The sequence below is a fragment of the Streptomyces sp. P13-3-3 genome, from assembly GCF_050571355.1.
In the GTDB taxonomy this organism is placed as follows: Bacteria; Actinomycetota; Actinomycetes; order Streptomycetales; family Streptomycetaceae; genus Streptomyces; species Streptomyces althioticus.
This window is the reverse complement of the sequence record NZ_CP192228.1, coordinates 262889-285558: the sequence shown is the minus strand read 5'-3', so window position 1 is coordinate 285558 and position 22670 is coordinate 262889. Positions and strand designations below refer to the sequence as shown.

General features: G+C 71.5%; 18 protein-coding genes and 6 tRNA genes. 10 read left to right on the top strand and 14 right to left on the bottom strand.

Annotated features, from left to right (window positions below; translation table 11 throughout):
* Nucleotides 1-26 precede the first annotated feature (26 nt).
* From ACQZOG_RS01365 to ACQZOG_RS01350, 4 genes are all read right to left on the bottom strand, one after another.
* Nucleotides 27-100, bottom strand: a tRNA-Met gene (locus ACQZOG_RS01365).
* A gap of 64 nt (nucleotides 101-164) precedes the next feature.
* Nucleotides 165-1298: a dihydrofolate reductase family protein gene (locus tag ACQZOG_RS01360; protein ID WP_037640451.1), complete on the bottom strand. Its 1134-nt coding sequence runs from the start codon at nucleotides 1296-1298 to the stop codon at nucleotides 165-167.
* 86 nt (nucleotides 1299-1384) lie between these two features.
* A complete protein-coding gene (locus ACQZOG_RS01355) occupies nucleotides 1385-2044 on the bottom strand; it encodes a response regulator (RefSeq protein ID WP_033273384.1) in 660 nt (219 codons plus the stop codon).
* A 30-nt stretch (nucleotides 2045-2074) separates the two neighbouring features.
* A complete protein-coding gene (locus ACQZOG_RS01350) occupies nucleotides 2075-3124 on the bottom strand; it encodes a HAMP domain-containing sensor histidine kinase (RefSeq protein ID WP_033273383.1) in 1050 nt (349 codons plus the stop codon).
* A 391-nt stretch (nucleotides 3125-3515) separates the two neighbouring features.
* On the opposite strand from ACQZOG_RS01350, the gene ACQZOG_RS01345 reads away from it, so the two are divergent.
* Nucleotides 3516-3806, top strand: coding sequence for a DUF3040 domain-containing protein (locus ACQZOG_RS01345; protein WP_033273382.1), 291 nt, complete (start codon nucleotides 3516-3518; stop codon nucleotides 3804-3806).
* Nucleotides 3807-3900: 94 nt separating this feature from the next.
* Here ACQZOG_RS01345 and ACQZOG_RS01340 read toward each other — a convergent pair.
* From ACQZOG_RS01340 to ACQZOG_RS01325, 4 genes are all read right to left on the bottom strand, one after another.
* Nucleotides 3901-3973 (bottom strand) — tRNA-Lys (locus ACQZOG_RS01340).
* Nucleotides 3974-4126: 153 nt separating this feature from the next.
* Nucleotides 4127-6289, bottom strand: coding sequence for a DEAD/DEAH box helicase (locus tag ACQZOG_RS01335; protein WP_033273381.1), 2163 nt, complete (start codon nucleotides 6287-6289; stop codon nucleotides 4127-4129).
* A gap of 237 nt (nucleotides 6290-6526) precedes the next feature.
* Nucleotides 6527-7075, bottom strand: coding sequence for a hypothetical protein (locus tag ACQZOG_RS01330; protein ID WP_430741204.1), 549 nt, complete (start codon nucleotides 7073-7075; stop codon nucleotides 6527-6529).
* Between the two features lie 73 nt (nucleotides 7076-7148).
* The gene (locus ACQZOG_RS01325) at nucleotides 7149-7499 is read right to left on the bottom strand and encodes a metallopeptidase family protein (protein ID WP_033273422.1); all 351 of its coding nucleotides are present in this window, start codon (nucleotides 7497-7499) and stop codon (nucleotides 7149-7151) included.
* An 84-nt stretch (nucleotides 7500-7583) separates the two neighbouring features.
* Here ACQZOG_RS01325 and ACQZOG_RS01320 point away from each other — a divergent pair, with 84 nt between their 5' ends.
* From ACQZOG_RS01320 to ACQZOG_RS01290, 7 genes are all read left to right on the top strand, one after another.
* The gene (locus tag ACQZOG_RS01320) at nucleotides 7584-9230 is read left to right on the top strand and encodes a metallophosphoesterase family protein (protein ID WP_033273379.1); all 1647 of its coding nucleotides are present in this window, start codon (nucleotides 7584-7586) and stop codon (nucleotides 9228-9230) included.
* Between the two features lie 80 nt (nucleotides 9231-9310).
* Nucleotides 9311-9383: transfer RNA gene (locus ACQZOG_RS01315), tRNA-Glu, on the top strand.
* Nucleotides 9384-9422: 39 nt separating this feature from the next.
* A tRNA-Asp gene (locus ACQZOG_RS01310) sits at nucleotides 9423-9497 on the top strand.
* Nucleotides 9498-9521: 24 nt separating this feature from the next.
* Nucleotides 9522-9595, top strand: a tRNA-Phe gene (locus ACQZOG_RS01305).
* A 94-nt stretch (nucleotides 9596-9689) separates the two neighbouring features.
* Entirely contained in the window at nucleotides 9690-13670 is a 3981-nt protein-coding gene (hrpA, locus tag ACQZOG_RS01300) for an ATP-dependent RNA helicase HrpA (protein ID WP_430741203.1), read from the top strand.
* A gap of 91 nt (nucleotides 13671-13761) precedes the next feature.
* Nucleotides 13762-13836, top strand: a tRNA-Asp gene (locus tag ACQZOG_RS01295).
* A gap of 229 nt (nucleotides 13837-14065) precedes the next feature.
* A complete protein-coding gene (locus ACQZOG_RS01290; protein ID WP_193454307.1) occupies nucleotides 14066-14284 on the top strand; it encodes a DUF6274 family protein in 219 nt (72 codons plus the stop codon).
* A 436-nt stretch (nucleotides 14285-14720) separates the two neighbouring features.
* Here the strand turns inward: ACQZOG_RS01290 and bldC are convergent, their stop codons facing one another.
* Both bldC and ACQZOG_RS01280 read right to left on the bottom strand, forming a co-directional pair.
* A complete protein-coding gene (bldC, locus tag ACQZOG_RS01285) occupies nucleotides 14721-14927 on the bottom strand; it encodes a developmental transcriptional regulator BldC (RefSeq protein WP_003949541.1) in 207 nt (68 codons plus the stop codon).
* Between the two features lie 540 nt (nucleotides 14928-15467).
* A complete protein-coding gene (locus ACQZOG_RS01280; RefSeq protein WP_033273377.1) occupies nucleotides 15468-16310 on the bottom strand; it encodes a hypothetical protein in 843 nt (280 codons plus the stop codon).
* 220 nt (nucleotides 16311-16530) lie between these two features.
* Between ACQZOG_RS01280 and ACQZOG_RS01275 the strand changes: the two genes are divergently transcribed.
* Entirely contained in the window at nucleotides 16531-17619 is a 1089-nt protein-coding gene (locus ACQZOG_RS01275; RefSeq protein WP_033273376.1) for a Leu/Phe/Val dehydrogenase, read from the top strand.
* A gap of 318 nt (nucleotides 17620-17937) precedes the next feature.
* Nucleotides 17938-18186 (top strand): DUF3073 domain-containing protein, encoded by a 249-nt coding sequence (locus ACQZOG_RS01270; protein WP_033273375.1) that lies wholly within the window; start codon nucleotides 17938-17940, stop codon nucleotides 18184-18186.
* A gap of 123 nt (nucleotides 18187-18309) precedes the next feature.
* On the opposite strand, the gene purM is transcribed toward ACQZOG_RS01270, so the two are convergent.
* From purM to ACQZOG_RS01250, 4 genes are all read right to left on the bottom strand, one after another.
* Nucleotides 18310-19377: a phosphoribosylformylglycinamidine cyclo-ligase gene (purM, locus tag ACQZOG_RS01265; protein ID WP_033273374.1), complete on the bottom strand. Its 1068-nt coding sequence runs from the start codon at nucleotides 19375-19377 to the stop codon at nucleotides 18310-18312.
* Nucleotides 19378-19410: 33 nt separating this feature from the next.
* Complete coding sequence (gene purF / locus ACQZOG_RS01260; protein ID WP_033273373.1) at nucleotides 19411-20937, bottom strand: amidophosphoribosyltransferase; 1527 nt, start codon at nucleotides 20935-20937, stop codon at nucleotides 19411-19413.
* A gap of 62 nt (nucleotides 20938-20999) precedes the next feature.
* Nucleotides 21000-21785 (bottom strand): META domain-containing protein, encoded by a 786-nt coding sequence (locus ACQZOG_RS01255; protein ID WP_261675259.1) that lies wholly within the window; start codon nucleotides 21783-21785, stop codon nucleotides 21000-21002.
* An 85-nt stretch (nucleotides 21786-21870) separates the two neighbouring features.
* Complete coding sequence (locus tag ACQZOG_RS01250; RefSeq protein WP_261675260.1) at nucleotides 21871-22668, bottom strand: maleylpyruvate isomerase family mycothiol-dependent enzyme; 798 nt, start codon at nucleotides 22666-22668, stop codon at nucleotides 21871-21873.
* Nucleotides 22669-22670: the final 2 nt, after the last annotated feature.

Here is a 22670-nt window from a genome sequence, read left to right as displayed (position 1 = left end):
TTCGGATTCCGGCCCTCGGCCTTCAGTAGCGGGGACAGGATTTGAACCTGCGACCTCTGGGTTATGAGCCCAGCGAGCTACCGAGCTGCTCCACCCCGCGTCGGTAAACACGAGTGTACGGCATCCACGGGGTTCGATGCACATCGCTTCCCCGGCGGGCGCGATCAGCCGCCCAGCAGGTGCGCGTTCGGCGCCTTCGCGCGCTGCTCGAACTCCGGCAGCACCAGCACCGTGGCGCCCCCGTCCGCCAGGACGGCGCTGCCGTCGGCGTCCGTCACGAAGGTGTCCGGCTCCCGCCAGGCCGTGACCACCCGGCGCACCCCCGCGTCCAGGATCAGCCGCGCGCAGGGTGCCGGACGGGACGCGCGGCGGGCGCACGGCTCCAGGCTGGAGTAGACGGTGGCGCCGGCCAGCCGCGGGTCGGCGGGGTCGGCCTTGGCGAGCGCGGCCTCCTCCGCGTGCACCACCGGGTCGTCGCCCTCCCGGGAGTGGCCCCGCGCCAGCTCGGTCCCGTCGGCGGCGACCACGACCGCGCCGACGCTGAACGCGGTCTCGGAGGGCGGGCACTGTCCGGCCAGGTCGCAGGCGAGGGCGAGCCAGTGACGGTCAGCGGCGGACGGCAGCGCGCCGGTGCCGGGCGCGGTGGGTTCGTAGCGCGTCAGGACGACGTCGCCGACGGGCCGGGTCTCCACCAGGCGCAGCCGCCCGCCCTGGTAGGAGCCGGGGCCGAACAGGCGGGGGGCGTCCGGGTCGCCGACGAACAGCGGGGCGAGGACGAGCTGGAGCTCGTCGGCGAGGCCTTCGGTCGTCAGCTGGGTGTGGATCCGCCCGCCGCCCTCCACCATCAGCCGCCGCACCCCGCGCACGTCGTGCAGGTGCTCCAGCAGCGGCCGCCACTCCACGGTGTCGCCGAGCGGCACCACGTCGGCGGCGATGCCCAGGGCTCGGGCGCGTTCGGCACCCTTGCCGGTGGTGTAGAGGACCTTCTCGCCGCCGGTGTGCCAGAAGCGGGCCGCAGGGTCCAGGTCCCCGGAGCCGCTCACCGTGACCTTCAGCGGGTACTCGGGCAGGCCGTCGGCGACCCGGGCGGCGCGCCGCTCGGGCGAGTTGACCAGCAGCCGGGGGTTGTCGGCGCGGATCGTGCCCGCGCCGACCAGGATGGCGTCCACCGACGCCCGGACCTCGTCGACCCGGTCGAAGTCGGCCGGGCTCGACAGCAGCAGCCGCTCCGGGCCGGTGTCGTCCAGGTAGCCGTCGAGGGAGACGGCGGCGGACAGCAGGACGTACGGGTACGGCATCGGCGGGCTCTCCCGGGTGCGGGCGGCGGCGGGACCGCTGCGCGGTCCGGCTCCAGTCTGGCAACCCGTGCCGCCGGGGGCAGAGGTCAGGGCTCGATCAGGCCGACCCGGATGGCGTACCGGGTGAGCTCAAGGCGGTCCCTCAGGCCCAGCTTGGCGAGCAGGTTGGCGCGGTGCCGCTCCACCGTCTTGGGGCTGATCACCAGCATGTCCGCGATCTGCTGCGAGGTGTGGCCCTCGGCGACGAGCTTGAGGATCTGCTCCTCGCGGTCCGTGATGGCCTTCGCGGGCAGGGAGCGGCCCTCCCGCGCGAGGTCGAGGTAATTGTGGATGAGCGCGTTGACCGCCCCCGGGTAGAGGAAGGGCTCGCCCCGCATGGTGGCGTGACAGGCCTCCACGAGGTCGCGGTCGGCGACCGACTTGAGGACGTAGCCGGAAGCTCCGGCGGCCAGCGCCTCGAAGAAGAACTGCTCGTTGTCGTACATGGTCAGCACGAGGATCCGGGTCTCCGGCAGGGTGCGGGAGAGCTCACGGGCCGCCTGCAGGCCGGTCAGGCGCGGCATGGCGATGTCGAGGATGGCCAGGTCGGGGCGGTGCTCCCGGGCCAGTTCGAGGGCTTCGGCGCCGTCGGCGGCCTCCGCCACCACGGTCAGGTCCGGTTCGCCGTCCAGGATGAGACGGACCCCTCGGCGGACCAGCGCGTGGTCGTCGGCGAGGAGGATGCGGGTGGGGGAGGCGTCTGTCATGGTTCGGCGTTTCCGGTCGGGGGGCGTCGGTCACGGGGGCGGCGCGTGCGCGGGCGCGGAGCGGCGCACGACGGCCGGGATGGTCGAGGGAACGGACTTCCGCTCGGGTCGTACGGGGACGAGGACGTGCGCGGGGAAACGCGCGGGCACGGGCACGGCGAGCCGCAGCTCGGTGCCGCCGCCGTCCGCCCGGGGCTCCACGGTCAGCTCGGCGCCCACCAGCAGCGCCCGCTCCCGCATGCCGCGGATGCCGGCTCCCTCGTCGGCTCCGGCGATGCCGCGGCCGTCGTCGCGGACCCGCAGCTCGACCCCGCCCGGCGTGCGGCGCAACGCCAGCTCGGCACGGCGCGCCCCCGCGTGCCGCACGACGTTGGTGAGGCCCTCCTGGGCGACCCGGTAGAGCACCAGCTCCGACTCCCGGTCCAGCTCGGGCAGGTCGGGATCGAGGCAGTGCTGGACGGTCAGCCCGGGCCCGCCGAACTCGGTGGCGAGCGCCTTCAGCGCGCTGGCCAGGCCCAGCTCGTCCAGCACGCCGGGGCGCAGCCGGCGGGCGATCCGCCGGATCTCCTCCAGGGAGGCGCGGGTGGTCTCCTGCACCTGGCGCAGCTCGTCGCCGAGCTCGGCGGGGGCGTGGTCGGCGGCCCGCTTGAGCTGGAGCAGCACGGCGGTCAGCGACTGGCCGACCTCGTCGTGCAGCTCACGGGCGATACGGCGGCGCTCCGCCTCCTGCGCGGACAGGGCCCGCGCGCTGCTGGTGGCCCGCTCGTCCTCCAGCCGGTCCAGCATCGTGTTGTACGTGGTGATCAGCTCGGCGATCTCCCCGCGCCCGTCGACCGCGGTCCGGTGCCCCGGGCGGAGCAGGTCCGTGGTGTTCATGGCGCGGGTGAGGCGCTGCAGCGGCGCGAGTCCGACGCGCAGCAGCAGCGCGTTGGCCACGAGCATGGCGGCCAGGCCCACGGTGAGCACCGCGGCCTCGGTGAGCAGCACCGGCGTGGACACGGTGACGGGTCCGAGGAGCAGGGCGGTGGCGACGATCAGCACGACGGCGTTCAGCAGGAAGATGCGCCAGAACAGAGGCACCCGGTTCCGCCTCCTCGCCGTCGTATGCTCAAGGCCCCGACGGCCCGCGGCCGGGGGCGCGGCGCGGGCCGTCACCGTCCAGCCTCCGCCCATGACCGGGCGGGCGCCATCGGTGACAGTCCCCATTTTCCCGGCGTGTGCGGACCCCTGCCCACGCTCGTGTGCGTGCCGGTCCCCCCTGGAGTTGGGGGGCGCGACGGATGGCTCGGGCCGTGCGCCCCGGGAGACGCTGGAGGCACCGTACCGGGCGGGTGACGACCTCGGCAGACGGGCAAACTCCTGGATATCGGCCCGAGTTCACGGCATGCCGGCGGTTCGCGCACGTCCCGGTGTCCGGAGCGACGGCCGTCGACGGTGTGACCGGACGGCCACCCCCTGGGAAGGAGGAGCCGTGCCCCAGTCCGACGACGACCGCCTGGTCGATCTCGCGGCCCGACTCGAGCACGAGGACCCCCGTTTCGCCCGTTCCCTCGCTGCCGGCCGCCCGACCCGCCCGCGCGAGTACCGGCGGACCAGCGCCTGGTGGGTGCTGATCGCGGGGCTGGGCATGCTGGTCGCGGGCATCGTCGTGCCCGACGGGCTGCTGATCGCGGCCGGCCTGGTGACCAGCGGTATCGGCGTGCAGCTCATCGACCCCTACGAGCGGCCGGGCGACGACGTCCGGCGCCCGTCCCCGCGCTGAGCCGCCCCTTCCGGAGAACACGAACGGCGCTCGTACCGGCCTGGCCGGTGCGAGCGCCGTTCGCCGCGTCGGGGGGTTCCCCTCCGGCGGGAGGTAGGCCCTGTGGGACTCGAACCCACAACCAATGGATTAAAAGTCCACTGCTCTGCCAATTGAGCTAAGGGCCCTTGGCGATGTTGCCTCCCCGAGCATAGCCGGACGTGGCCGGGGAGCCGATCGGGTATCGGCAGGCGCGTGGCGGCCGGAGGGGGCACACATGCGCGAGGGCCCGCGCGACGGGTGTCGCGCGGGCCCTCGGCGGTCGGTCCGGTGAGGCGGTGTCAGCCGTTGCGCTTCCAGCGCGGCTTGTCCTCGCGGCGCTGGAACGAGCCGCCGCCGCGGTGGTCGTCACGACGGCCGTAGGGGCGGTCGTGGCCGCCGGAGCGGAAGCCCGGGCGGTCGCCCTGACGGTCGCGGTTGAACGGGCGGTCGCTGCCCCGGTGGCCGGGACGGTCGTCACGGCGGAAGCCGCCGCGGTCGCCGCCGTCACGGCGCTCGAAGGAACGGCCACCGCGGTCGCCGCGGTCGTCACGGCGGTCGAAGGAACGGCCGCCACGGTCGTCACGGCGGTCGTCGCGACGGAAGCCGCCACGGTCACCACGGTCACGGTTGAAGCCGCCACGGTCACCACGGTCGTCACGGCGGAACCCGCCGCGGTCGCCGCGGTCGTCACGGCGCTCGAAGGAACGGCCGCCACGGTCGTCACGGCGGTCGTCGCGACGGAAGCCGCCACGGTCACCACGGTCACGGTTGAAGCCGCCACGGTCACCACGGTCGTCACGGCGGAACCCACCACGGTCACCGCGGTCCCCACGGTCGTCGCGGCGGAAGTTGCCACGGTCACCGCGGTCGCCCCGGTCGTCCCGGCGGAAGCCGCCGCGGTCGTCCCGGTCGTCACGCCGCTCACGCCGCTCGTACGGGGCCGAGGCCGCCGGGCGCTCGGTCCGCTCGACGTCCCGCGCGGTCGGCTGCTCCGGCAGCGTCACCTCGGCCTCGGCCACCACGGCGGCCGCCTCGGCGATCACGGCCTGCGGGTCCTCGCCCCGCTCACGCGCGGAGCGGGCCAGCAGCCGGTCGGCCTCCTCACGCAGCTCGGTGGCGCGGCGCTGGGCACGCTCCAGCTCCTTGGTGAGCTGGGCGACCTCGCGCTCGGCCTGCTGCGCGGCGTTGCCGGCCGACTCGGCCTGCACCTCGGTCATGGACCGGGCGCCGGTGATCTCGGCGACCTCCGGGTCGAAGGCCGCGCCGCCCTGGATGATGTGGCGTGTGGCGTCGACGCCCGCGTCTTCCATCAGGCGGAAGATCTGGCGCCGCTGGTGCGGCAGCGACAGGGAGACGACCGTGCCGGTGCGGCCGGCGCGCGCGGTGCGGCCGGCGCGGTGCAGGTAGTCCTTGTGGTCGCCGGCCGGGTCGACGTTCAGCACCAGGTCGATGCCGTCGACGTGGATGCCGCGGGCGGCGACGTCGGTGGCGACCAGGACGTTGACGTAGCCGTCCTTGAAGTCGGCGAGGGTGCGGGTGCGGGCGCCCTGGGTCATGCCGCCGTGCAGCGCGTCGGCCTTCACGCCCGCGTCGCGCAGCTGCTCGGCGACGCGGTCGGCGCCGAGCTGGGTGCGGACGAAGATGATGGTGCGGCCCTTGCGGGAGGCGATGGCCGCGGTGACCGGCGCCTTGTCCTTGGGCTTCACGACGAGGATGTGGTGCGACATGGTCGTCACAGCGCCCTGCGCCGCGTCCACCTCGTGCGACACCGGGGAGTCGAGGTAGCGGTCGACGAGGGTCTTGATCTCGTTCTCCATGGTGGCGGAGAAGAGCATGCGCTGACCGCCCGCCGGGACCTGGTCGAGCAGCTCCGTCACCTCGGGCATGAAGCCGAGGTCGGACATCTGGTCGGCCTCGTCGAGGACCGCGATCTCCACGTTCTCCAGCGAGCAGGCGCCGCGGTTGATGATGTCGCGCAGCCGTCCCGGGGTGGCGACGAGGACGTCGACGCCGCGCTCGAGGGCGTAGATCTGGTTGCCCATGGAGGTACCGCCGCAGACGACCTTCATCTTGAGGCCGAGGACGTCGCCGTAGGGCTGGAGGGCGTCGGCCACCTGCATGGCCAGCTCGCGGGTCGGCGTCAGGATGACGGCGCGCGGCTTGTGCTTCTCGGTGCGGCCGCCGGCGAGCTGCGCCAGGGTCGGCAGACCGAAGGAGAGGGTCTTGCCGGAGCCGGTGCGGCCGCGGCCGAGGATGTCCTTGCCGGCCAGGGCGTCCGGGATGGTCGCGGCCTGGATCGGGAAGGGGGTGGTCACGCCGTTCTGCGCGAGCTTGCGCACGACGCCCTCGGGCAGACCGAGGGAGGCGAAGGTGATCTCGGGGGCCGCCGTCTCGGCGGCGGTGGTGTCGGTGTCCTCGGTGTTCTCGGGCACGACGACGTGATCAGTACTGGCGATGGGCATACGAATGCGAAACCTTCCGGAGTCTCTTCGGCACGCGCCCGTCAACTCCGTGATTCGCAGTTCGCAATTACGACCGCCTCAATGCGGTCCACCACGGCAAGGGAGAGAGTACGCGCCACACGGCGCGCTCTGTTGTGGCGCCGGGCAAATAGGATCAAACGATCTGCCACCATACGCACCCCGGCCCCTCGGATGCAAATCAGCAGGTGAGAAGCGTGCGGCGGGGCCGCGCCGACACTAGGCCGGCGCCCCCGCCCGCGGTGCGGGCTCCCGCTGGGCGAGCTGGGTGTCGGGTGGCTGGTGGGCGGACGAGGAGGGCTCGGCCTGGGTCGGTTCGGACGTCGGCCCGGGGTCCTGCGGCGGGTCCGAGGGCTGCTGGTCCGGGGTCCGGCTGGGCTCGGGCGGGTCGGGGCGGTCGTCGGGGGTCGGACGCGCGGGGCCGTCCGGGCCGCCGCCGTCGGACGCGGGACGGCTCTCGTCGGCGGACGGCCGGTCGTCGGAGGGGGACGGGCGCTCGCCCTTGCGCTTCTTCTTCCCGTCCTTCCCGTCCTCGTCCTTGCCGTCCTTCTCGTCGCGCCCGCCGTCGGTCCCGGCCGCTCCGTGGCCGGCCTTGCCGCCCACCCGGTCGGTGCCGCCGTCGGGGGCCTCGCCACCCGGGCGTCCCGCGGAGTGGGACGGGGCCGCCTTCCCTCCGGCGTCGTCGTCACCCACGCTCACGCATCCGGCGGCGGCGGCGACGGCCACGACCGTGGCGGCCAGGCGGACGGGTACGTACAAGCGGCGCACGGGGCCACCTCCGGTTGGAGTACAGGGTCGACAACCCCAACTCCCGTCACCCGCAGGAGGACACGCGGACGGCCTATCCGTAGCCGAGCGCGTGCAGCCGGGCGTCGTCGATCCCGAAGTGGTGCGCGATCTCGTGCACCACCGTGATCTCGGTCTCCGTGACCACGTCCTCCCGGGACTCGCACATCCGCAGGGTCGGCCCCCGGTAGATCGTGATCCGGTCGGGCAGCACCCCGGCGTACCACTCCCCCCGCTCCGTCAGCGGCGTCCCCTCGTAGAGCCCGAGCAGCTCCGGGTCGTCCGCCGGCGGCTCGTCCTCCACGAACACCGCGACGTTGTCCATGAGCCGCGTCAGCTCCGGGGGGATCCGGTCGAGCGCCTCGGCGACCAGCTCCTCGAACTCCTCGCGCGTCATCTCCAGCACGAAGCCATTGTCGGGGACGATCGGTCCGTACGAGAGGCGGGCGAGGCCCGCATATCCGGCCGCCCGCACGGGCATAGGGGATCAATGGCCCGCGTCCCGACTGCCGTCATGAACCTGATCCACCGCTTCCCACGGCTCCCGCAGGCCTCGACCCGTCGCCGGCGCTCCGGCACCCGGCGCCCGGCCGCGCCGGCCCTCGCCCTCACCGCCGGGGCGCGCCCGCGCCCGTGGGTGCGTGCCCTCGGCCTCGTCTCGGTGGTGCTGCTCGGCGCATGGCTCGGTCTGCTCGTCGTCGGCAACGTCCGTGTGCCGGTGGGCCCGATGAACACCACCATGACCCTGCGCCCGTCCTTCACCGGCGGCACGAAGATCAACGTGTCGCCCCTGGGCGCGCTGCAGCTCGACAGCCACATCGCCCCGGTGCGGCTCGACGTCAACGTCGACCAGCTCGACCCCGAGCGCTCCCGCGCCCTCGTCGACCACCCGGAGCGCCTCTCGGGGCTCCAGGACGAGGTCACCGAGGACATCGCCCGCGGCACCGCGGACCTCGCCGTGCGCTCCTGCGTCGCCGTCGTCACCGGCGCCGCCACGCTCGGCCTCCTCGTCTACCGCCGTCCGCGTCGCGCCCTGACGGCCGGAGGGCTCGCCCTCGGGCTGCTGGCCGCGTCCGGCGGCACGGCGTACGCGACCTGGAACCCGGACTCGGTGCTGGAGCCGAAGTTCTCCGGTCTGCTGTCCTCCGCGCCGTCACTGGTCGGCGACGCGCGCAGCATCGTCACCGAGTTCGACGTCTACCAGCAGGAGTTGGCCCGCCTGGTCACCAACGTGACCAAGCTCTACGACGCCACGTCCACGCTCCCCGTGTACCAGCCGGACCCGACCACCATCCGCGTCCTGCACGTCTCCGACATCCACCTCAACCCCGCGAGCTGGAAGATCATCGCCTCGCTGGTGGAGCAGTACCGGGTGGACGTGATCGTCGACTCCGGCGACACGATGGACCACGGCACGGCCGCCGAGAACGGCTTCCTGGACCCGGTCGAGAACCTGGGCGCCCCGTACGTGTGGGTGCGCGGCAACCACGACTCGCTCGTCACCCAGCGCTATCTCGACCGGATGCGGAACGTGCACGTCCTGGACGACGGCAGGGCGCGGACCATCGCGGGCCTGCGCTTCGCCGGCATCGGCGACCCGCAGTTCACCCCCGACCGCACCCAGCGGACCGGCGCCGAGCAGTCCCAGGAGCTGGCGGGCGCCCGGCTCGCCTCCTCGATCCGGGACCAGAGGCGGGCCGGCACCCCGGTGGACGTGGCGGTCGTCCACGAGCCCTCGGCGGCCCGCGAGGTCGACGGGACCGTGCCGCTGGTCCTCTCCGGCCATCTGCACCGTGAGGACACCGAGGTCATGCGGTACGGCACCCGGCTGCGCGTCGAGGGGTCCACCGGCGGCAGCGGCCTGCGTGCGATCGAGGGCAAGTACCCCGACCCGATCGAGACGTCGATCCTCTACTTCGACCGGGACACCAAGCGCCTCCAGGCCTGGGACTCCATCGAGCTGGGCGGCCTCGGGCTCACCACGGCGGAGGTCAGCCGGCACCTGCCCGAGGAGAACCAGCCGGGCGCGGACACCTCCCCGTCGCCCTCCGGAAGCTCCCCCGGCACGTCGTCCGGCAGCCCGTCGGGGACGGCGCCCGCAACCCCCTCCGCCACGCCGTCGCGACCCCGGTCCTGAACCGTTTTGGCGAACCATCCCGCCATCCCATATGCTTCTCACGTCCCCGACGCGCTGAGAAGCGCCCAGGCGGGCCGATAGCCCTCATCGTCTAGCGGCCTAGGACGCCGCCCTTTCAAGGCGGTAGCACGGGTTCGAATCCCGTTGGGGGCACGCACCACCCTGTGCGACACTGTCGTACGACACAAGCTTGGTCCTGTGGAGCAGTTTGGAGTGCTCGCCACCCTGTCAAGGTGGAGGCCGCGGGTTCAAATCCCGTCAGGACCGCTGATGTTTCACGTGAAACATCGCGGCTGGGTAGCTCAGTTGGTACGAGCGTCCGCCTGAAAAGCGGAAGGTCGCCGGTTCGACCCCGGCCCCAGCCACAGCAAAGGCCCCGATCTTCGATCGGGGCCTTGTTGTGTGCCCCGGCAAAATGGCTCGCCGCGCTTTTCGGCGGTCTGAGATCCTGGAGTCCGTATGTCTACGCACTCTGCCCCCGCCCTCGGCTCCCTCGCCTCCCGCCTCTCCGAGCTGTCGCTGCGCGATGCGCACCGGCTCGGGCGGCGACTCGAGGGCGCCCGCAAGATCCGTAAGCCGGAGGCGCGCGCCGCCGTGCTCGGTGAGATCGAGGCGGAGGTCGCCGCGGCCGAGGAGCGCATGGCGGCGCGCCGGGCCAGGGTGCCGGAGGTCAGGTATCCCGAGCAGCTGCCCGTCAGCCAGAAGAAGGACGCCATCGCCGAGGCCATCCGCGATCACCAGGTGGTGATCGTGGCCGGTGAGACGGGCTCCGGCAAGACCACGCAGATTCCGAAGATCTGCATGGAGCTGGGGCGTGGCGTCCGCGGCATGATCGGACACACCCAGCCCCGCCGGATCGCGGCCCGCACGGTGGCCGAGCGGGTCGCCGAGGAACTGGACACCCCGCTCGGCGAGGCCGTCGGCTGGAAGGTCCGCTTCACCGATCAGGTGAATCCGGAGGCCACGTTCGTCAAGCTGATGACGGACGGCATCCTGCTCGCGGAGATCCAGACGGACCGCGAACTGCGCGCCTACGACACGATCATCATCGACGAGGCGCACGAGCGGTCCCTGAACATCGACTTCCTGCTCGGCTATCTCGCGCAGCTGCTGCCGAAGCGTCCCGACCTCAAGGTCGTCATCACCTCGGCGACCATCGACCCCGAGCGGTTCTCCCGGCACTTCGACGACGCCCCGATCATCGAGGTCAGCGGGCGCACCTACCCGGTGGAGGTGCGGTACCGGCCGCTGCTGGAGGAGGACTCCGACGACGCCGACCGGGACCAGATCACCGCGATCACCGACGCCGTCGAGGAGCTGATGGCGGAGGGCCCCGGCGACATCCTGGTGTTCCTCTCCGGCGAGCGCGAGATCCGGGACACGGCGGACGCCCTCACGAAGAAGCGGTACCGCTCCACCGAGGTGCTGCCGCTGTACGCCCGGCTGTCGCACGCCGAGCAGCACCGGGTGTTCCAGCAGCACAGCGGACGCCGGATCGTGCTGGCCACCAACGTGGCCGAGACCTCCCTCACGGTCCCCGGCATCAAGTACGTCATCGACCCCGGCTTCGCCCGCATCTCCCGCTACAGCCACCGCACCAAGGTGCAGCGGCTGCCGATCGAGCCGGTCTCGCAGGCCAGCGCCAACCAGCGCAAGGGCCGCTGCGGCCGTACCTCGGACGGCATCTGCATCCGGCTGTACAGCGAGGACGACTTCCTCTCCCGCCCGGAGTTCACCGACGCGGAGATCCTGCGGACCAATCTCGCCTCGGTCATCCTCCAGATGACGGCGGCCGGCCTGGGCGAGATCGAGAAGTTCCCCTTCATCGACCCGCCGGACCACCGCAACATCCGCGACGGCGTTCAGCTGCTCCAGGAGCTCGGCGCGCTGGACCCCACGCAGAAGGACCCGCGCAAGCGCCTCACGCAGACCGGCCGGAAGCTGGCCCAGCTGCCGGTGGACCCGCGTCTGGCGCGCATGGTGCTGGAGGCCGACCGCAACGGCTGCGTCCGTGAGGTCATGGTCATCGCCGCCGCCCTGTCCATCCAGGACCCGCGTGAGCGTCCCGCCGACAAGCAGACGCAGGCCGACCAGCAGCACGCCCGCTTCCGCGACGAGACCAGCGACTTCCTCGCCTTCCTCAACCTGTGGCGGTACATCCGCGAGCAGCAGAAGGAACGCGGCTCGTCGTCGTTCCGGCGGATGTGCAAGCAGGAGTACCTGAACTTCCTGCGCATCCGCGAGTGGCAGGACATCTACGCCCAGCTGCGGACCGTCGCCAAGCAGATGGGCATCCACCTCAACGACGAGGACGCCCCCGCCGACCGCGTCCACGTGTCCCTGCTGGCCGGTCTGCTCTCGCACATCGGCATGAAGGACGTGAAGGAGTCCAAGGACTCCGGGCAGGGCGGCGGCCGGCGCGACGGCGGGCGCAACGAGTACCTCGGCGCGCGCAACGCCAAGTTCGCCATCTTCCCGGGCTCCGCGCTGTTCAAGAAGCCGCCGCGGTTCGTGATGTCGGCGGAGCTGGTGGAGACGTCCCGGCTGTGGGCGCGGGTCAACGCGAAGATCGAGCCGGAGTGGGTCGAGCCGCTCGCCGAGCACCTGCTCAAGCGCACCTACAGCGAGCCGCACTGGGAGAAGGACCAGGCGGCCGTGATGGCGTACGAGAAGGTCACGCTGTACGGCGTGCCGATCGTGGCGCAGCGGAAGGTGAACTACGGCCGGATCGACGCGGAGCTGTCCCGGGAGCTGTTCATCCGCAACGCCCTGGTGGAGGGCGACTGGCGCACGCACCACAAGTTCTTCGCGGACAACCGCAAGCTGCTGACCGAGGTCGAGGAGCTGGAGCACCGGGCGCGGCGCCGGGACATCCTGGTCGACGACGAGACGCTCTTCGACTTCTACGACCAGCGGATCCCCGACCATGTGGTCTCGGGGGCGCACTTCGACTCGTGGTGGAAGCACAAGCGGCGCGAGCAGCCCGACTTCCTCGACTTCGAACGGGAGATGCTGATCCGTGAGTCGGCGGACGCGGTCACCAAGGCCGACTACCCCGACAACTGGCGGCAGGGCCCGCTCACGTTCCGTGTGACGTACCAGTTCGAGCCGGGGGCGGACGCGGACGGCGTGACCGTCCACATCCCGCTCCAGGTGCTGAACCAGGTCACGGACGAGGGCTTCGACTGGCAGATCCCGGGTCTGCGCGAAGAGGTCGTCACGGAGCTGATCCGCTCCCTGCCCAAGCCGATCCGGCGCAACTACGTGCCCGCACCGAACTACGCGAAGGCGTTCCTGGAGCGGGCCGTGCCGCTGCAGGAGCCGCTGACCGTCACCATGGCCCGCGAGCTGAAGCGGATGGTCGGGGTGCCGTTCGAGGCGGAGGACTTCGACTGGTCCCGCGTCCCCGACCACTTGAAGGTGACCTTCAGGATCGTCGACGAGCGGCGCCGCACGCTCGCCGAGGACAAGGACCTGGAGGCGCTGAAGCTCAGCTTGCGTCCCAAGGCGCGCAAGGCGCTGTCGCAGGCGGCCGCCGCCACGGCGCAGCGTCAGGGCGGGGAGTCCCTGGAGCGCAAGGGCCTGACGGACTGGACGATCGGTTCGCTCACCCGGGTGTTCGAGACGCGCCGGGCCGGCCAGCCGGTGAAGGCGTACCCGGCGCTGGTGGACGACGGCGACTCGGTGTCGGTGCGGCTGTTCGACTCGGAGGCCGAGCAGGCGGAGGCGATGTGGAAGGGCACCCGGCGGCTGATCCTGCTGGGCATCCCGGTCAACCCCGCGAAGTTCGCGTCCGAGAAGCTGACCAACCCTCAGAAGCTGGCTCTGTCCGCCAATCCGCACGGCTCGGTGCAGGCGCTGTTCGACGACTGCGCCATGGCCGCGGCGGACAAGCTGATCGCGGACTTCGGCGGCCCGGTGTGGGACGAGGAGTCGTACCGGAAGCTGTTCGACAAGGTGCGTGCCGAGATCGTCGACACGACGGTCCGCGCGGTCGGGCAGGTGCAGCAGGTGCTGGCCGCCTGGCAGGCCTGTGAGCGCCGCCTGAAGGGCGTCCGCAGCCCCGCTCTGCTCCCGAACCTCCAGGACGTCCGCACGCAGCTGGACGGGCTCGTGAAGCCGGGCTTCGTGACCGCGGCGGGGCTGCGCAGGATGCCGGACCTGATGCGGTACCTGGTGGCCGCCGACCGCCGGCTCCAACAGATGCCGACGAACGTGCAGCGGGACACCACACGCATGGCGAAGGTCCACGAGATGCAGGACGAGTACGCCTGGCTCCTGGAGCAGATGCCGCAGGGCCGGCCGGTGCCGCAGCAGGCGCGGGACATCCGCTGGATGATCGAGGAGCTGCGGGTCAGCTACTTCGCCCACGCGCTGGGCACGGCGTACCCCGTGTCGGACAAGCGGATCGTGAAGGCGATCGACGCCGCGGCGCCGTGACGGGACCCGCACGCAGGGTGAGTTCGACCAGGGGGCTCCCGCTCCTGTACAGTCCTTCTCGCAGCGCAACGCAGGAAAGCGCCGCGATTCTGGTCCTGTGGAGCAGTTTGGAGTGCTCGCCACCCTGTCAAGGTGGAGGCCGCGGGTTCAAATCCCGTCAGGACCGCATATCGGAAGGCCCGCCCCCCGTAAGGGATGGCGGGCCTTCCGCATGTGCAGACCCGTGCAGACCTGTGCGGGCGCCCCGGAGGCGTCGTGAGGGCCCCTCCGCAGGCCCGCGCCCCGGGAAGAACCTCCACGCCCTTGTCCGGGGCCCCTGCGCCGTCTTGACGGGCTCACGGTCCCTCGGTACTCCAGGAACAGGGCACGTGTCCGCGGGGGACCGGAGGTGGCGCATGACGGCATCGGCCAGGCACGAGACGAGGGCACTGCTCCGCGCGCATCTCGCGGCCGCGTCGTCGTACCGGCATCTCACCCGTCATTGCCCGGTCTGCCACCGTCTCCAGCGCCTGGCGATGGACTCCGCGCCCGCCGACGGCATCGTCCCCGGGGAGCCGTCCGAACCCGTCGAAGATCCTCAGGAACAAGCCGCCACCGAAGCGCGTTCCGTCTAGCGCATATGCCGTCGACCCAACAACCCAACTGGTATGTGACGGGTGTCACCGCATGAGTTTTCACGAGGGCGGAACTTACGCCTCGCCTACAACAGGTCAATTTAATATGTGCAATTGCACTGTCCCGAGCGCTCCGCCTCGGCCACTCCGGAGCCGATCCCACAGGCGCCCTCAGAGTCCGACAAGCCCGCGCACAGAAGGCCGTTGAGGACTCACGGACCCGTGCGAGGACCCACCACCGGCGCACAAAAAAGATCGCGCTGGACCCGGCGGAGTCCAGCGCGATCGACGACGCACCCGGTGTTCAGTTGGCCGTGAAGCTCTGATTCGGTTGGGCGAGGGGGCTGTTGGGGCAGTCCCCGCGTCGCTTGGAGCTAAAGTTCCCGGGCGTCGCGGCCGGTGGGGGACCAGCCGGTTCTGCCCGGTTCATGCAGGTTCAGGCCTCGCTGCGCTGCTGCGGGATGCCCGCGAGCAGTGCGCGGACCTCGGCCTCGCGGTAGCGGCGGTGCCCGCCGAGCGTGCGGATCGACGTGAGCTTGCCGGCCTTCGCCCAGCGCGTGACCGTCTTCGGGTCGACGCGGAACATGGTGGCAACCTCAGCGGGGGTCAGCAGCGGCTCGGCATCAGGGGTGCGAGCGGTCATGAGCGGCCTCCTCGGGAGAACCGAACCTTCTCGGTTCTTTCCTCTAAATTCTGCACCTTGACCCGCGTTGCCCGAAATGGCGGACGCGAGTCGAGTCGGTTATAGGACGAACGGCTTGTCCTCGGCACTACAACTACACCATCTGTCCAGCCACGTCGGCCAAACCGATGGAATTGCCCTCCCAGGTGTTCATCAGCCGCGGAAGCCGATGGACCATGCCATAGCGGACAGTCACACCCCTGTGACGATCAGTCACAGCAGCGTGCAGGAGTCACCGGACCCCCCAAAGCGTGCAATGCGGAGATTCCGCCCATAGTGGAGCACAGCAGGACGGAGGAGCCCTCCCCGGACTCCTTGTCCTATTTTGGCATGAGGAGGGGCAAGGGACGCAAGGGCCTTGTACGTGCGGTCCGTCACGCTTGACACACTTGAGACTTAAGCCCGGAACGGCCGCTACGTCCGATGTCGCATCCGGATTGACGCGACTTCAACCAACCTCAGGGCGAAGACAAAACCCCAAGAAGGGCGTTTGGTCAAACGTCAGTTCGCCGAGCGCAGGTCACGGACCGCGCGCCAGCGCTCGACGAGGCGCCCGTACGCGTCCGCGGCACCCCCCTCGTCGCCCCGCCGCAGCGCCGCGATCCCCTCACTCACGTCGGCCGCGGAGTGGTCGTCCTCCAGGGCGCCGGCGGACAGGGCGTGCACCAGCCCTCCGTAGTCCAGCTCGACCAGCGAGCGCGGATGGAACTCCTCCAGCCAGCGGCCGACGTCCACCAGGCCGTCGATCAGCAGGCTCTCGTCCACGGCGTCCCGCAGCGCCCGCAGGCCCCGCGCCACCCGGCGCCGCGCCTGGACCATGGGCGTGCGGTAGCGCAGGACCGGGACCTCGCCCGCGGAGCCCTTGGCGTACTCGCGCTCCTCGTCGGCGAAGAGCACGAACCAGTTGATCGGCACCTGCCAGGTGGAGGTGCGGATCCACGGCCGCGCGTCGGGGTGCTCGGCCAGCCAGCGCTCGTAGTCCCGGCTCGTCTCGTTCCGTACGACCGGGGGCAGCAGGGCGTCCAGGACCGGCAGCGGATACTCCTCCGCGAGCCCGCCCAGGGCCTGCCAGCCGCGCAGCCGGGTGCGCCACGGGCAGACGCGGACCTCGCCGTCCGTCTCCAGCACGAAGGCGTCGTCGCTCTCGTGCACCGGGACCGGCGTCGGCGGGACCGTCGCGAGGTCGGCCAGCGACCGGCGCAGCTCCTCCTGGTAGGAGGGGAGGTCGTCGCGCCGGGCGTACCGCTCCCAGTGGCCGCGCTCCGCTTCCGGGAAGGCGGCCAGCGGTTCGTACACGCGCAGGTAGGAGGCGTAGGGGACGATCACCGAGGACACCTTGGTCACGCTCTGCTCCCTCCCCCGCGGACCGACGCGAAAACCTGCCCGGCCTCCGCCCGGACGGGTGGGAAACCCCGGCAAATCGTCGCACGCGGTACTCCGGACGGAGGTGATCCGGGACACAGTGCCGCCGACCGGCAAGTAAGGATCTACTCTCGTGCCACAGCCCCCGCCACCCGTACGGGAGCCCGTCCCACCCGCCGCTACTTACTCAGGAGTCACCACAGTGACCGACGTATCTGACGGCGTCCTGCACACCCTGTTCCGTTCGGACCAGGGCGGCCACGAACAAGTCGTGCTCTGCCAGGACCGTGCCAGCGGCCTCAAGGCCGTCATCGCCATCCACTCGACCGCTCTGGGCCCCGCCCTGGGCGGCACGCGTTTCTACCCGTACGCCTCCGAGGAGGAGGCCGTCGCCGACGCGCTCAACCTCGCGCGCGGGATGTCGTACAAGAACGCCATGGCCGGCCTCGACCACGGCGGCGGCAAGGCCGTGATCATCGGCGACCCGGAGCGGATCAAGACCGAGGAACTGCTGCTGGCCTACGGCCGGTTCGTCGCCTCCCTCGGCGGCCGCTACGTCACCGCCTGCGACGTCGGCACCTACGTCGCCGACATGGACGTCGTGGCCCGGGAGTGCCGCTGGACCACCGGCCGCTCCCCCGAGAACGGCGGCGCGGGCGACTCGTCGGTGCTCACCTCCTACGGCGTCTACCAGGGCATGCGGGCCGCCGCCCAGCATCTGTGGGGCGACCCGTCGCTGCGCGACCGCACGGTCGGCATCGCGGGCGTGGGCAAGGTCGGGCACCACCTGGTGGAGCACCTGCGGGCCGAGGGCGCCGAGGTCGTGATCACCGACGTGCGTGAGGACGCCGTCCGCCGGATCCTCGACCGGCACCCCGAGGGCGTGTCGGCCGTGGCCGACACCGAGACGCTGATCCGCACCGAGGGCCTGGACATCTACGCCCCGTGCGCGCTCGGCGGCGCCCTGAACGACGACACCGTGCCGGTGCTGACCGCCAAGGTGGTCTGCGGCGCGGCCAACAACCAGCTCGCCCACCCGGGCGTGGAGAAGGACCTCGCCGACCGCGGGATCCTCTACGCGCCGGACTACGTGGTGAACGCCGGCGGCGTGATCCAGGTGGCGGACGAGCTGCACGGCTTCGACTTCGACCGGTGCAAGGCGAAGGCGTCGAAGATCTTCGACACCACGCTCGCCATATTCGCACGTGCGAAGGAGGACGGTATTCCGCCGGCCGCCGCGGCCGACCGGATCGCCGAGCAGCGGATGGCGGAGGCGCGTCCACTGCGTTGAGGCCCGTGCACGGCGCCCCCGATCGGGGCCCTTCGCACACCTGAGCGGTACCCGCCGGGGGGCACTTGGAGAGAACTCTCACTTCTCCCGGCGGGTCGACCGCCGATAAGTGGTTAAAATCGCGATTGACCAGCGAGGACAGGGCGCCTCGACGGTCCCGGGCGCGGCCACGTCATGCGGGCGACGTACCGTATGGGCGCGGGCTCAGGTACCGTGGAAGCCCTACGGACCGGTCTCTCCACGGAGAGCCCGTTCTGGACCATGAACGCGTGTCAAGACTCTGGGGCCGTCGAGCCCCGTCGTTGAGGGGGTCGAGCCATGGGGCGCGGCCGGGCCAAGGCCAAGCAGACGAAGGTCGCCCGCCAGCTGAAGTACAACAGCGGTGGGACTGATCTCTCCCGCCTGGCCGAGGAGCTGGGCGCATCGACGTCGAATCAGTCACCGAACGGTGATCGTTTCGAGGACGATGAGCAAGACGACGACCTGTACGCAAAGTACGCCGACCTCTACGAGGACGACGACGAAGGCGAGGACGGCCCGTCCTCGCAACAGCGTCGCGGCGCTTGACCTTGCGTGGTGCATGAACCCGGTCGGTGACCCAGGTCACCCGCCGGGTTCAGTGCTGCCCGGGCCGACCACGTCGGCCGGTGTGCCGCCCGCCCGGTCACCGAGCGGGCGGCACCTTCGTGCTCAGTTCGCGTAGTCACCGACAAGAGCAGCACCCGTGGTGTGGTCACCGCGCTCGGTGATCTCGCCGGCCACCCAGGCGTCCACGCCGCGGTCGGCCAGCGTGGCCAGCGCCACGTCGACGGACTCCTGGGGCACGATCGCGATCATGCCGACGCCCATGTTCAGCGTCTTCTCCAGCTCCAGCCGCTCGACCGAGCCGGTCCGTCCGACCAGGTCGAACACCGGGGCGGGCGTCCAGGTGGAGCGGTCCACCGTGGCGTGCAGCCCGTCCGGGATCACCCGCGCCAGGTTGGCCGCCAGACCGCCGCCGGTGACGTGGCTGAACGCGTGCACCTCGGTGGTGTGGATCAAGGACAGGCAGTCCAGCGAGTAGATCTTGGTGGGCTCCAGCAGCTCCTCGCCGAGGGTGCGGCCCAGCTCCTCGATCCTGGCGTCCAGCGACAGGCCGGCCCGCTCCAGCAGCACGTGGCGGACGAGCGAGTAGCCGTTGGAGTGAAGTCCGGAGGACGCCATGGCGATCACCGCGTCACCCGAACGGATGCGGTCGGCGCCCAGCAGGCGGTCGGCCTCCACCACGCCCGTACCGGCGCCGGCGACGTCGAAGTCGTCCGGACCCAGCAGACCCGGGTGCTCGGCCGTCTCGCCGCCCACCAGGGCGCATCCGGCCAGCACACAGCCTTCCGCGATACCCTTGACGATCGCCGCGACACGCTCGGGGTGGACCTTGCCGACGCAGATGTAGTCGGTCATGAACAGCGGCTCGGCGCCGCACACCACGATGTCGTCCATGACCATCGCGACCAGGTCGTGCCCGATGGAGTCGTACACGCCCATCTGACGGGCGATGTCGACCTTGGTGCCGACGCCGTCCGTGGCGGAGGCGAGCAGCGGGCGCTCGTAGTTCTTCAGGGCGGAGGCGTCGAAGAGGCCGGCGAATCCGCCGAGGCCGCCGAGGACCTCGGGGCGCTGCGTCTTCTTCACCCACTCCTTCATCAGCTCGACCGCGCGGTCGCCCGCTTCGATGTCGACGCCCGCCGCTGCGTAGCTGGCACCAGTGTTCTGGGACATGGCTGTGAGAGCTTTCGTGTCGTCCGTCAGGGCTTACGGGCGGCGGATCGCGTCGACCGCGGCCGGGGCGGCGGTGCCGGCGGCCAGCTCGGTCTCCAAGAGCTGCTTGCCGAGGAGCTCGGGGTCGGGCAGCTCCATCGGGTACTCGCCGTCGAAGCAGGCGCGGCACAGGTTGGGCTTGGCGATGGTGGTCGCCTCGATCATGCCGTCGAGGGAGATGTACGCCAGGGAGTCGGCGCCGAGCGAGGTGCCGATCTCCTCGATGGTCATGCCGTTGGCGATCAGCTCGGCGCGGGTGGCGAAGTCGATGCCGAAGAAGCAGGGCCACTTCACGGGCGGGGAGGAGATCCGGATGTGGACCTCGGCGGCGCCCGCCTCACGGAGCATGCGGACCAGGGCCCGCTGGGTGTTGCCGCGCACGATCGAGTCGTCGACGACGACCAGGCGCTTGCCCTTGATGACTTCCTTGAGCGGGTTCAGCTTCAGCCGGATACCGAGCTGCCGGATGGTCTGCGAGGGCTGGATGAACGTACGGCCGACGTACGCGTTCTTGACCAGGCCGGCGCCGAAGGGGATGCCGGAGGCCTCCGCGTAGCCGATGGCCGCCGGGGTGCCGGACTCCGGCGTCGCTATCACCAGGTCGGCCTCGACCGGTGCCTCCGCGGCGAGCTTCCGGCCCATCTCGACGCGCGAGAGGTAGACGTTCCGCCCGGCGATGTCGGTGTCGGGGCGCGCCAGGTACACGTACTCGAAGACGCATCCCTTGGGCTTCGCTTCCGCGAATCGGGACGTTCGCAGTCCGTTCTGGTCGATGGCGACGAACTCGCCCGGCTCGATCTCCCGGACGTAGCTCGCGCCGCAGATGTCGAGGGCGGCGGACTCGGAGGCGACCACCCAGCCGCGCTCCAGCCGGCCGAGGACCAGCGGGCGGATGCCCTGCGGGTCACGGGCCGCGTAGAGGGTGTTCTCGTCCATGAAGACGAGGCTGAAGGCGCCCTTGACCTTGGGCAGGACCACGTGCGCGGCCTGCTCCACGGTGACCGGCTCGCCGTCGGCGGCGCGCTGGCCGGCCAGCAGGGCGGTGATCAGGTCGGTGTCGTTGGTCGCGGCCACCTTGGGCGCGCGGCCGTTCTCCTTGGGGAGCTCGGCCACCATGTCGGCGAGCTGCGCCGTGTTGACCAGGTTGCCGTTGTGGCCGAGCGCGATCGATCCGTGCGCGGTGGCGCGGAACGTCGGCTGGGCGTTCTCCCACACGGAGGCGCCGGTGGTCGAGTAGCGGGCGTGTCCGACCGCGATGTGACCCTGCAGGGAGCCGAGGGAGGTCTCGTCGAAGACCTGGGACACGAGGCCCATGTCCTTGAAGACGAGGATCTGGGAGCCGTTGCTGACCGCGATTCCCGCGGATTCCTGGCCCCGATGCTGGAGGGCGTAGAGCCCGAAGTACGTGAGCTTGGCGACCTCTTCGCCCGGAGCCCAGACACCGAAGACGCCGCAAGCGTCCTGGGGGCCTTTCTCACCGGGGAGCAGGTCGTGGTTGAGTCGTCCGTCACCACGTGGCACGCCTCCGAGTGTAGGCGAGATCGACCACTGGTCCGAATGCGGGATGTGGCCGCACGGGTGGATCAGCGGGCCGCGACGGCCCGTACCTCGCCGCCGTTTTCGCTGGTCAGCGTGAGGGTGTCGCCGTCGATCGTGTATCGGGCGGCGCCGTCGAAGAGCTTCGTCAAGGCCTTCTCGGTGTCCATGAGTGAGTCTTCGCACATCATTCGGGTCAGGGACGGGACGCCGAGGGTGATATGGCCGTCGCGCACGGTGGCCTTCGCCCGGACCTGGTTGCATCCCAGGTTCCCGGATACCGCGCCACTCTCCCGGTCGAAGGTCAGGTGGGCGCGGCCGGCGCCGTCGGGGGTGGTGACGTTCCACCGGGTGCCGTGCAGCGGGCTGTCCTGGGCCTCGCTGAGGCGCACGGTGTCGCCGGACGCGGTGGTCAGTGTGAGGCGGTCGCCGTCGACGTCGGTCTTCAGCTCCCCGGCGGCCAGGGCACGGGAGACGGCGCTCTCCCCCTCCATGATCCGGTCGTCGCAGGCCCGCAAGGTCGTCTCGGGGTCGGTCAGGAGGACGCGGTCGCCGTCGGTGCGGACGCGGGCCTCGAAGAGGTTGCAGCCGTAGCTGCCGGTGGCGCGGCCGTCCTCGCCGAGGGTGAGGTGGGCGCCGTCGGGGGCGGGGTGGGTGGCGCCGTCCAGGGTGACGCTGTCGACGGTCCAGCGGACGCCGGTGACCGGCCGTTCCGCCTCGGCGGCGCCGCTGCCGGCGCCCGCCTTCTCGCTGCCGCATGCCGCGGCGAACGGGACGACGAGCACGGCGACGGCCGCCAGGGTCCTGCGCGAGGTGTGCTTCTGTCGGTCCATGCCGCTTCGACGGAAGGGCGGAGCGGGCGGTTCCCCCCGGTGTCGGCGTCCGCTCCCCCTCGGCTCGCCCCTCGGCTCCCGTCCCTCAGCCGAGCAGCGGCAGGTACGGACCGAGGTCGGCGCGCTCGCCGCTCGCACTGACCTCGGCGGAGGCCACGGCGTCCGTCCAGGTGAGCCGCCCGCCGGCCAGCCGGATCCAGGTGAGCGGGTCGGTCTCCACCACGTTGGGCGGGGTGCCGCGCGTGTGCCGGGGTCCCTCGACGCACTGCACCACCGCGAACGGCGGGACGCGCACCTCCGTGGACCCGCCGGGCGCCTTCGCGGCGAGCGCGTCGGCCAGCAGCCGGACGCAGGTGGCCAGCGCCTGCCGGTCGTACGGGACGTCCAGGCCGGGGAGGGCGGCGTTCAGGTCGTCGGTGTGGACGACCAGCTCCACGGCGCGGGTGACCACGTAGTCGGTGAGAGGCAGGGCGCCCGCGCTGGTCGGGAGCAGCCTGCCGCTCGGGTGGGCGTCGAGGCGGGCGGTGAGGCGGCGCTCGGCGTCCGCGAGGTAGGCGTCGAGGTCGGGGTGGTCCGCCCCGAGCCGGTGCGCGGTGTCCGTGATGGCTCCGGCGTCGGTGGCGATGGCGGCGGGCCAGTCGGTCAGCCGGGCGTCCTGCTTCGCGGGCTCCGGCTCGTCCAGCAGGCGGTCGACGGCCAGCAGCGCGACGCCGATGTGGGCGACCAGTACCCGGACGGTCCAGTCGCCGAGCCGGGTCGGCGCGGCGAGCTGCTCCGGGGTGAGGGTGCCGACCGCGGTGCGCACGTGCCCGAACTGGGCCAGGACGGCGGCGCGGGTCTTGGCGGGGTCGTAGGAGCGGGGGCGTTTCCTGGCCGGGGGCATGG

Bases quoted from the DNA above. Each gene is read 5' to 3' on its own strand.
- ACQZOG_RS01360 (WP_037640451.1), bottom strand. From the start codon at position 1,298: ATGCCGTACCCGTACGTCCTGCTGTCCGCCGCCGTCTCCCTCGACGGC.
- ACQZOG_RS01355 (WP_033273384.1), bottom strand. From the start codon at position 2,044: ATGACAGACGCCTCCCCCACCCGCATCCTCCTCGCCGACGACCACGCG.
- ACQZOG_RS01335 (WP_033273381.1), bottom strand. From the start codon at position 6,289: ATGCCCATCGCCAGTACTGATCACGTCGTCGTGCCCGAGAACACCGAG.
- ACQZOG_RS01320 (WP_033273379.1), top strand. From the start codon at position 7,584: ATGGCCCGCGTCCCGACTGCCGTCATGAACCTGATCCACCGCTTCCCA.
- hrpA (WP_430741203.1), top strand. From the start codon at position 9,690: ATGTCTACGCACTCTGCCCCCGCCCTCGGCTCCCTCGCCTCCCGCCTC.
- ACQZOG_RS01290 (WP_193454307.1), top strand. From the start codon at position 14,066: ATGACGGCATCGGCCAGGCACGAGACGAGGGCACTGCTCCGCGCGCAT.
- bldC (WP_003949541.1), bottom strand. From the start codon at position 14,927: ATGACCGCTCGCACCCCTGATGCCGAGCCGCTGCTGACCCCCGCTGAG.
- ACQZOG_RS01270 (WP_033273375.1), top strand. From the start codon at position 17,938: ATGGGGCGCGGCCGGGCCAAGGCCAAGCAGACGAAGGTCGCCCGCCAG.
- purM (WP_033273374.1), bottom strand. From the start codon at position 19,377: ATGTCCCAGAACACTGGTGCCAGCTACGCAGCGGCGGGCGTCGACATC.
- ACQZOG_RS01255 (WP_261675259.1), bottom strand. From the start codon at position 21,785: ATGGACCGACAGAAGCACACCTCGCGCAGGACCCTGGCGGCCGTCGCC.
- ACQZOG_RS01250 (WP_261675260.1), bottom strand. From the start codon at position 22,668: ATGCCCCCGGCCAGGAAACGCCCCCGCTCCTACGACCCCGCCAAGACC.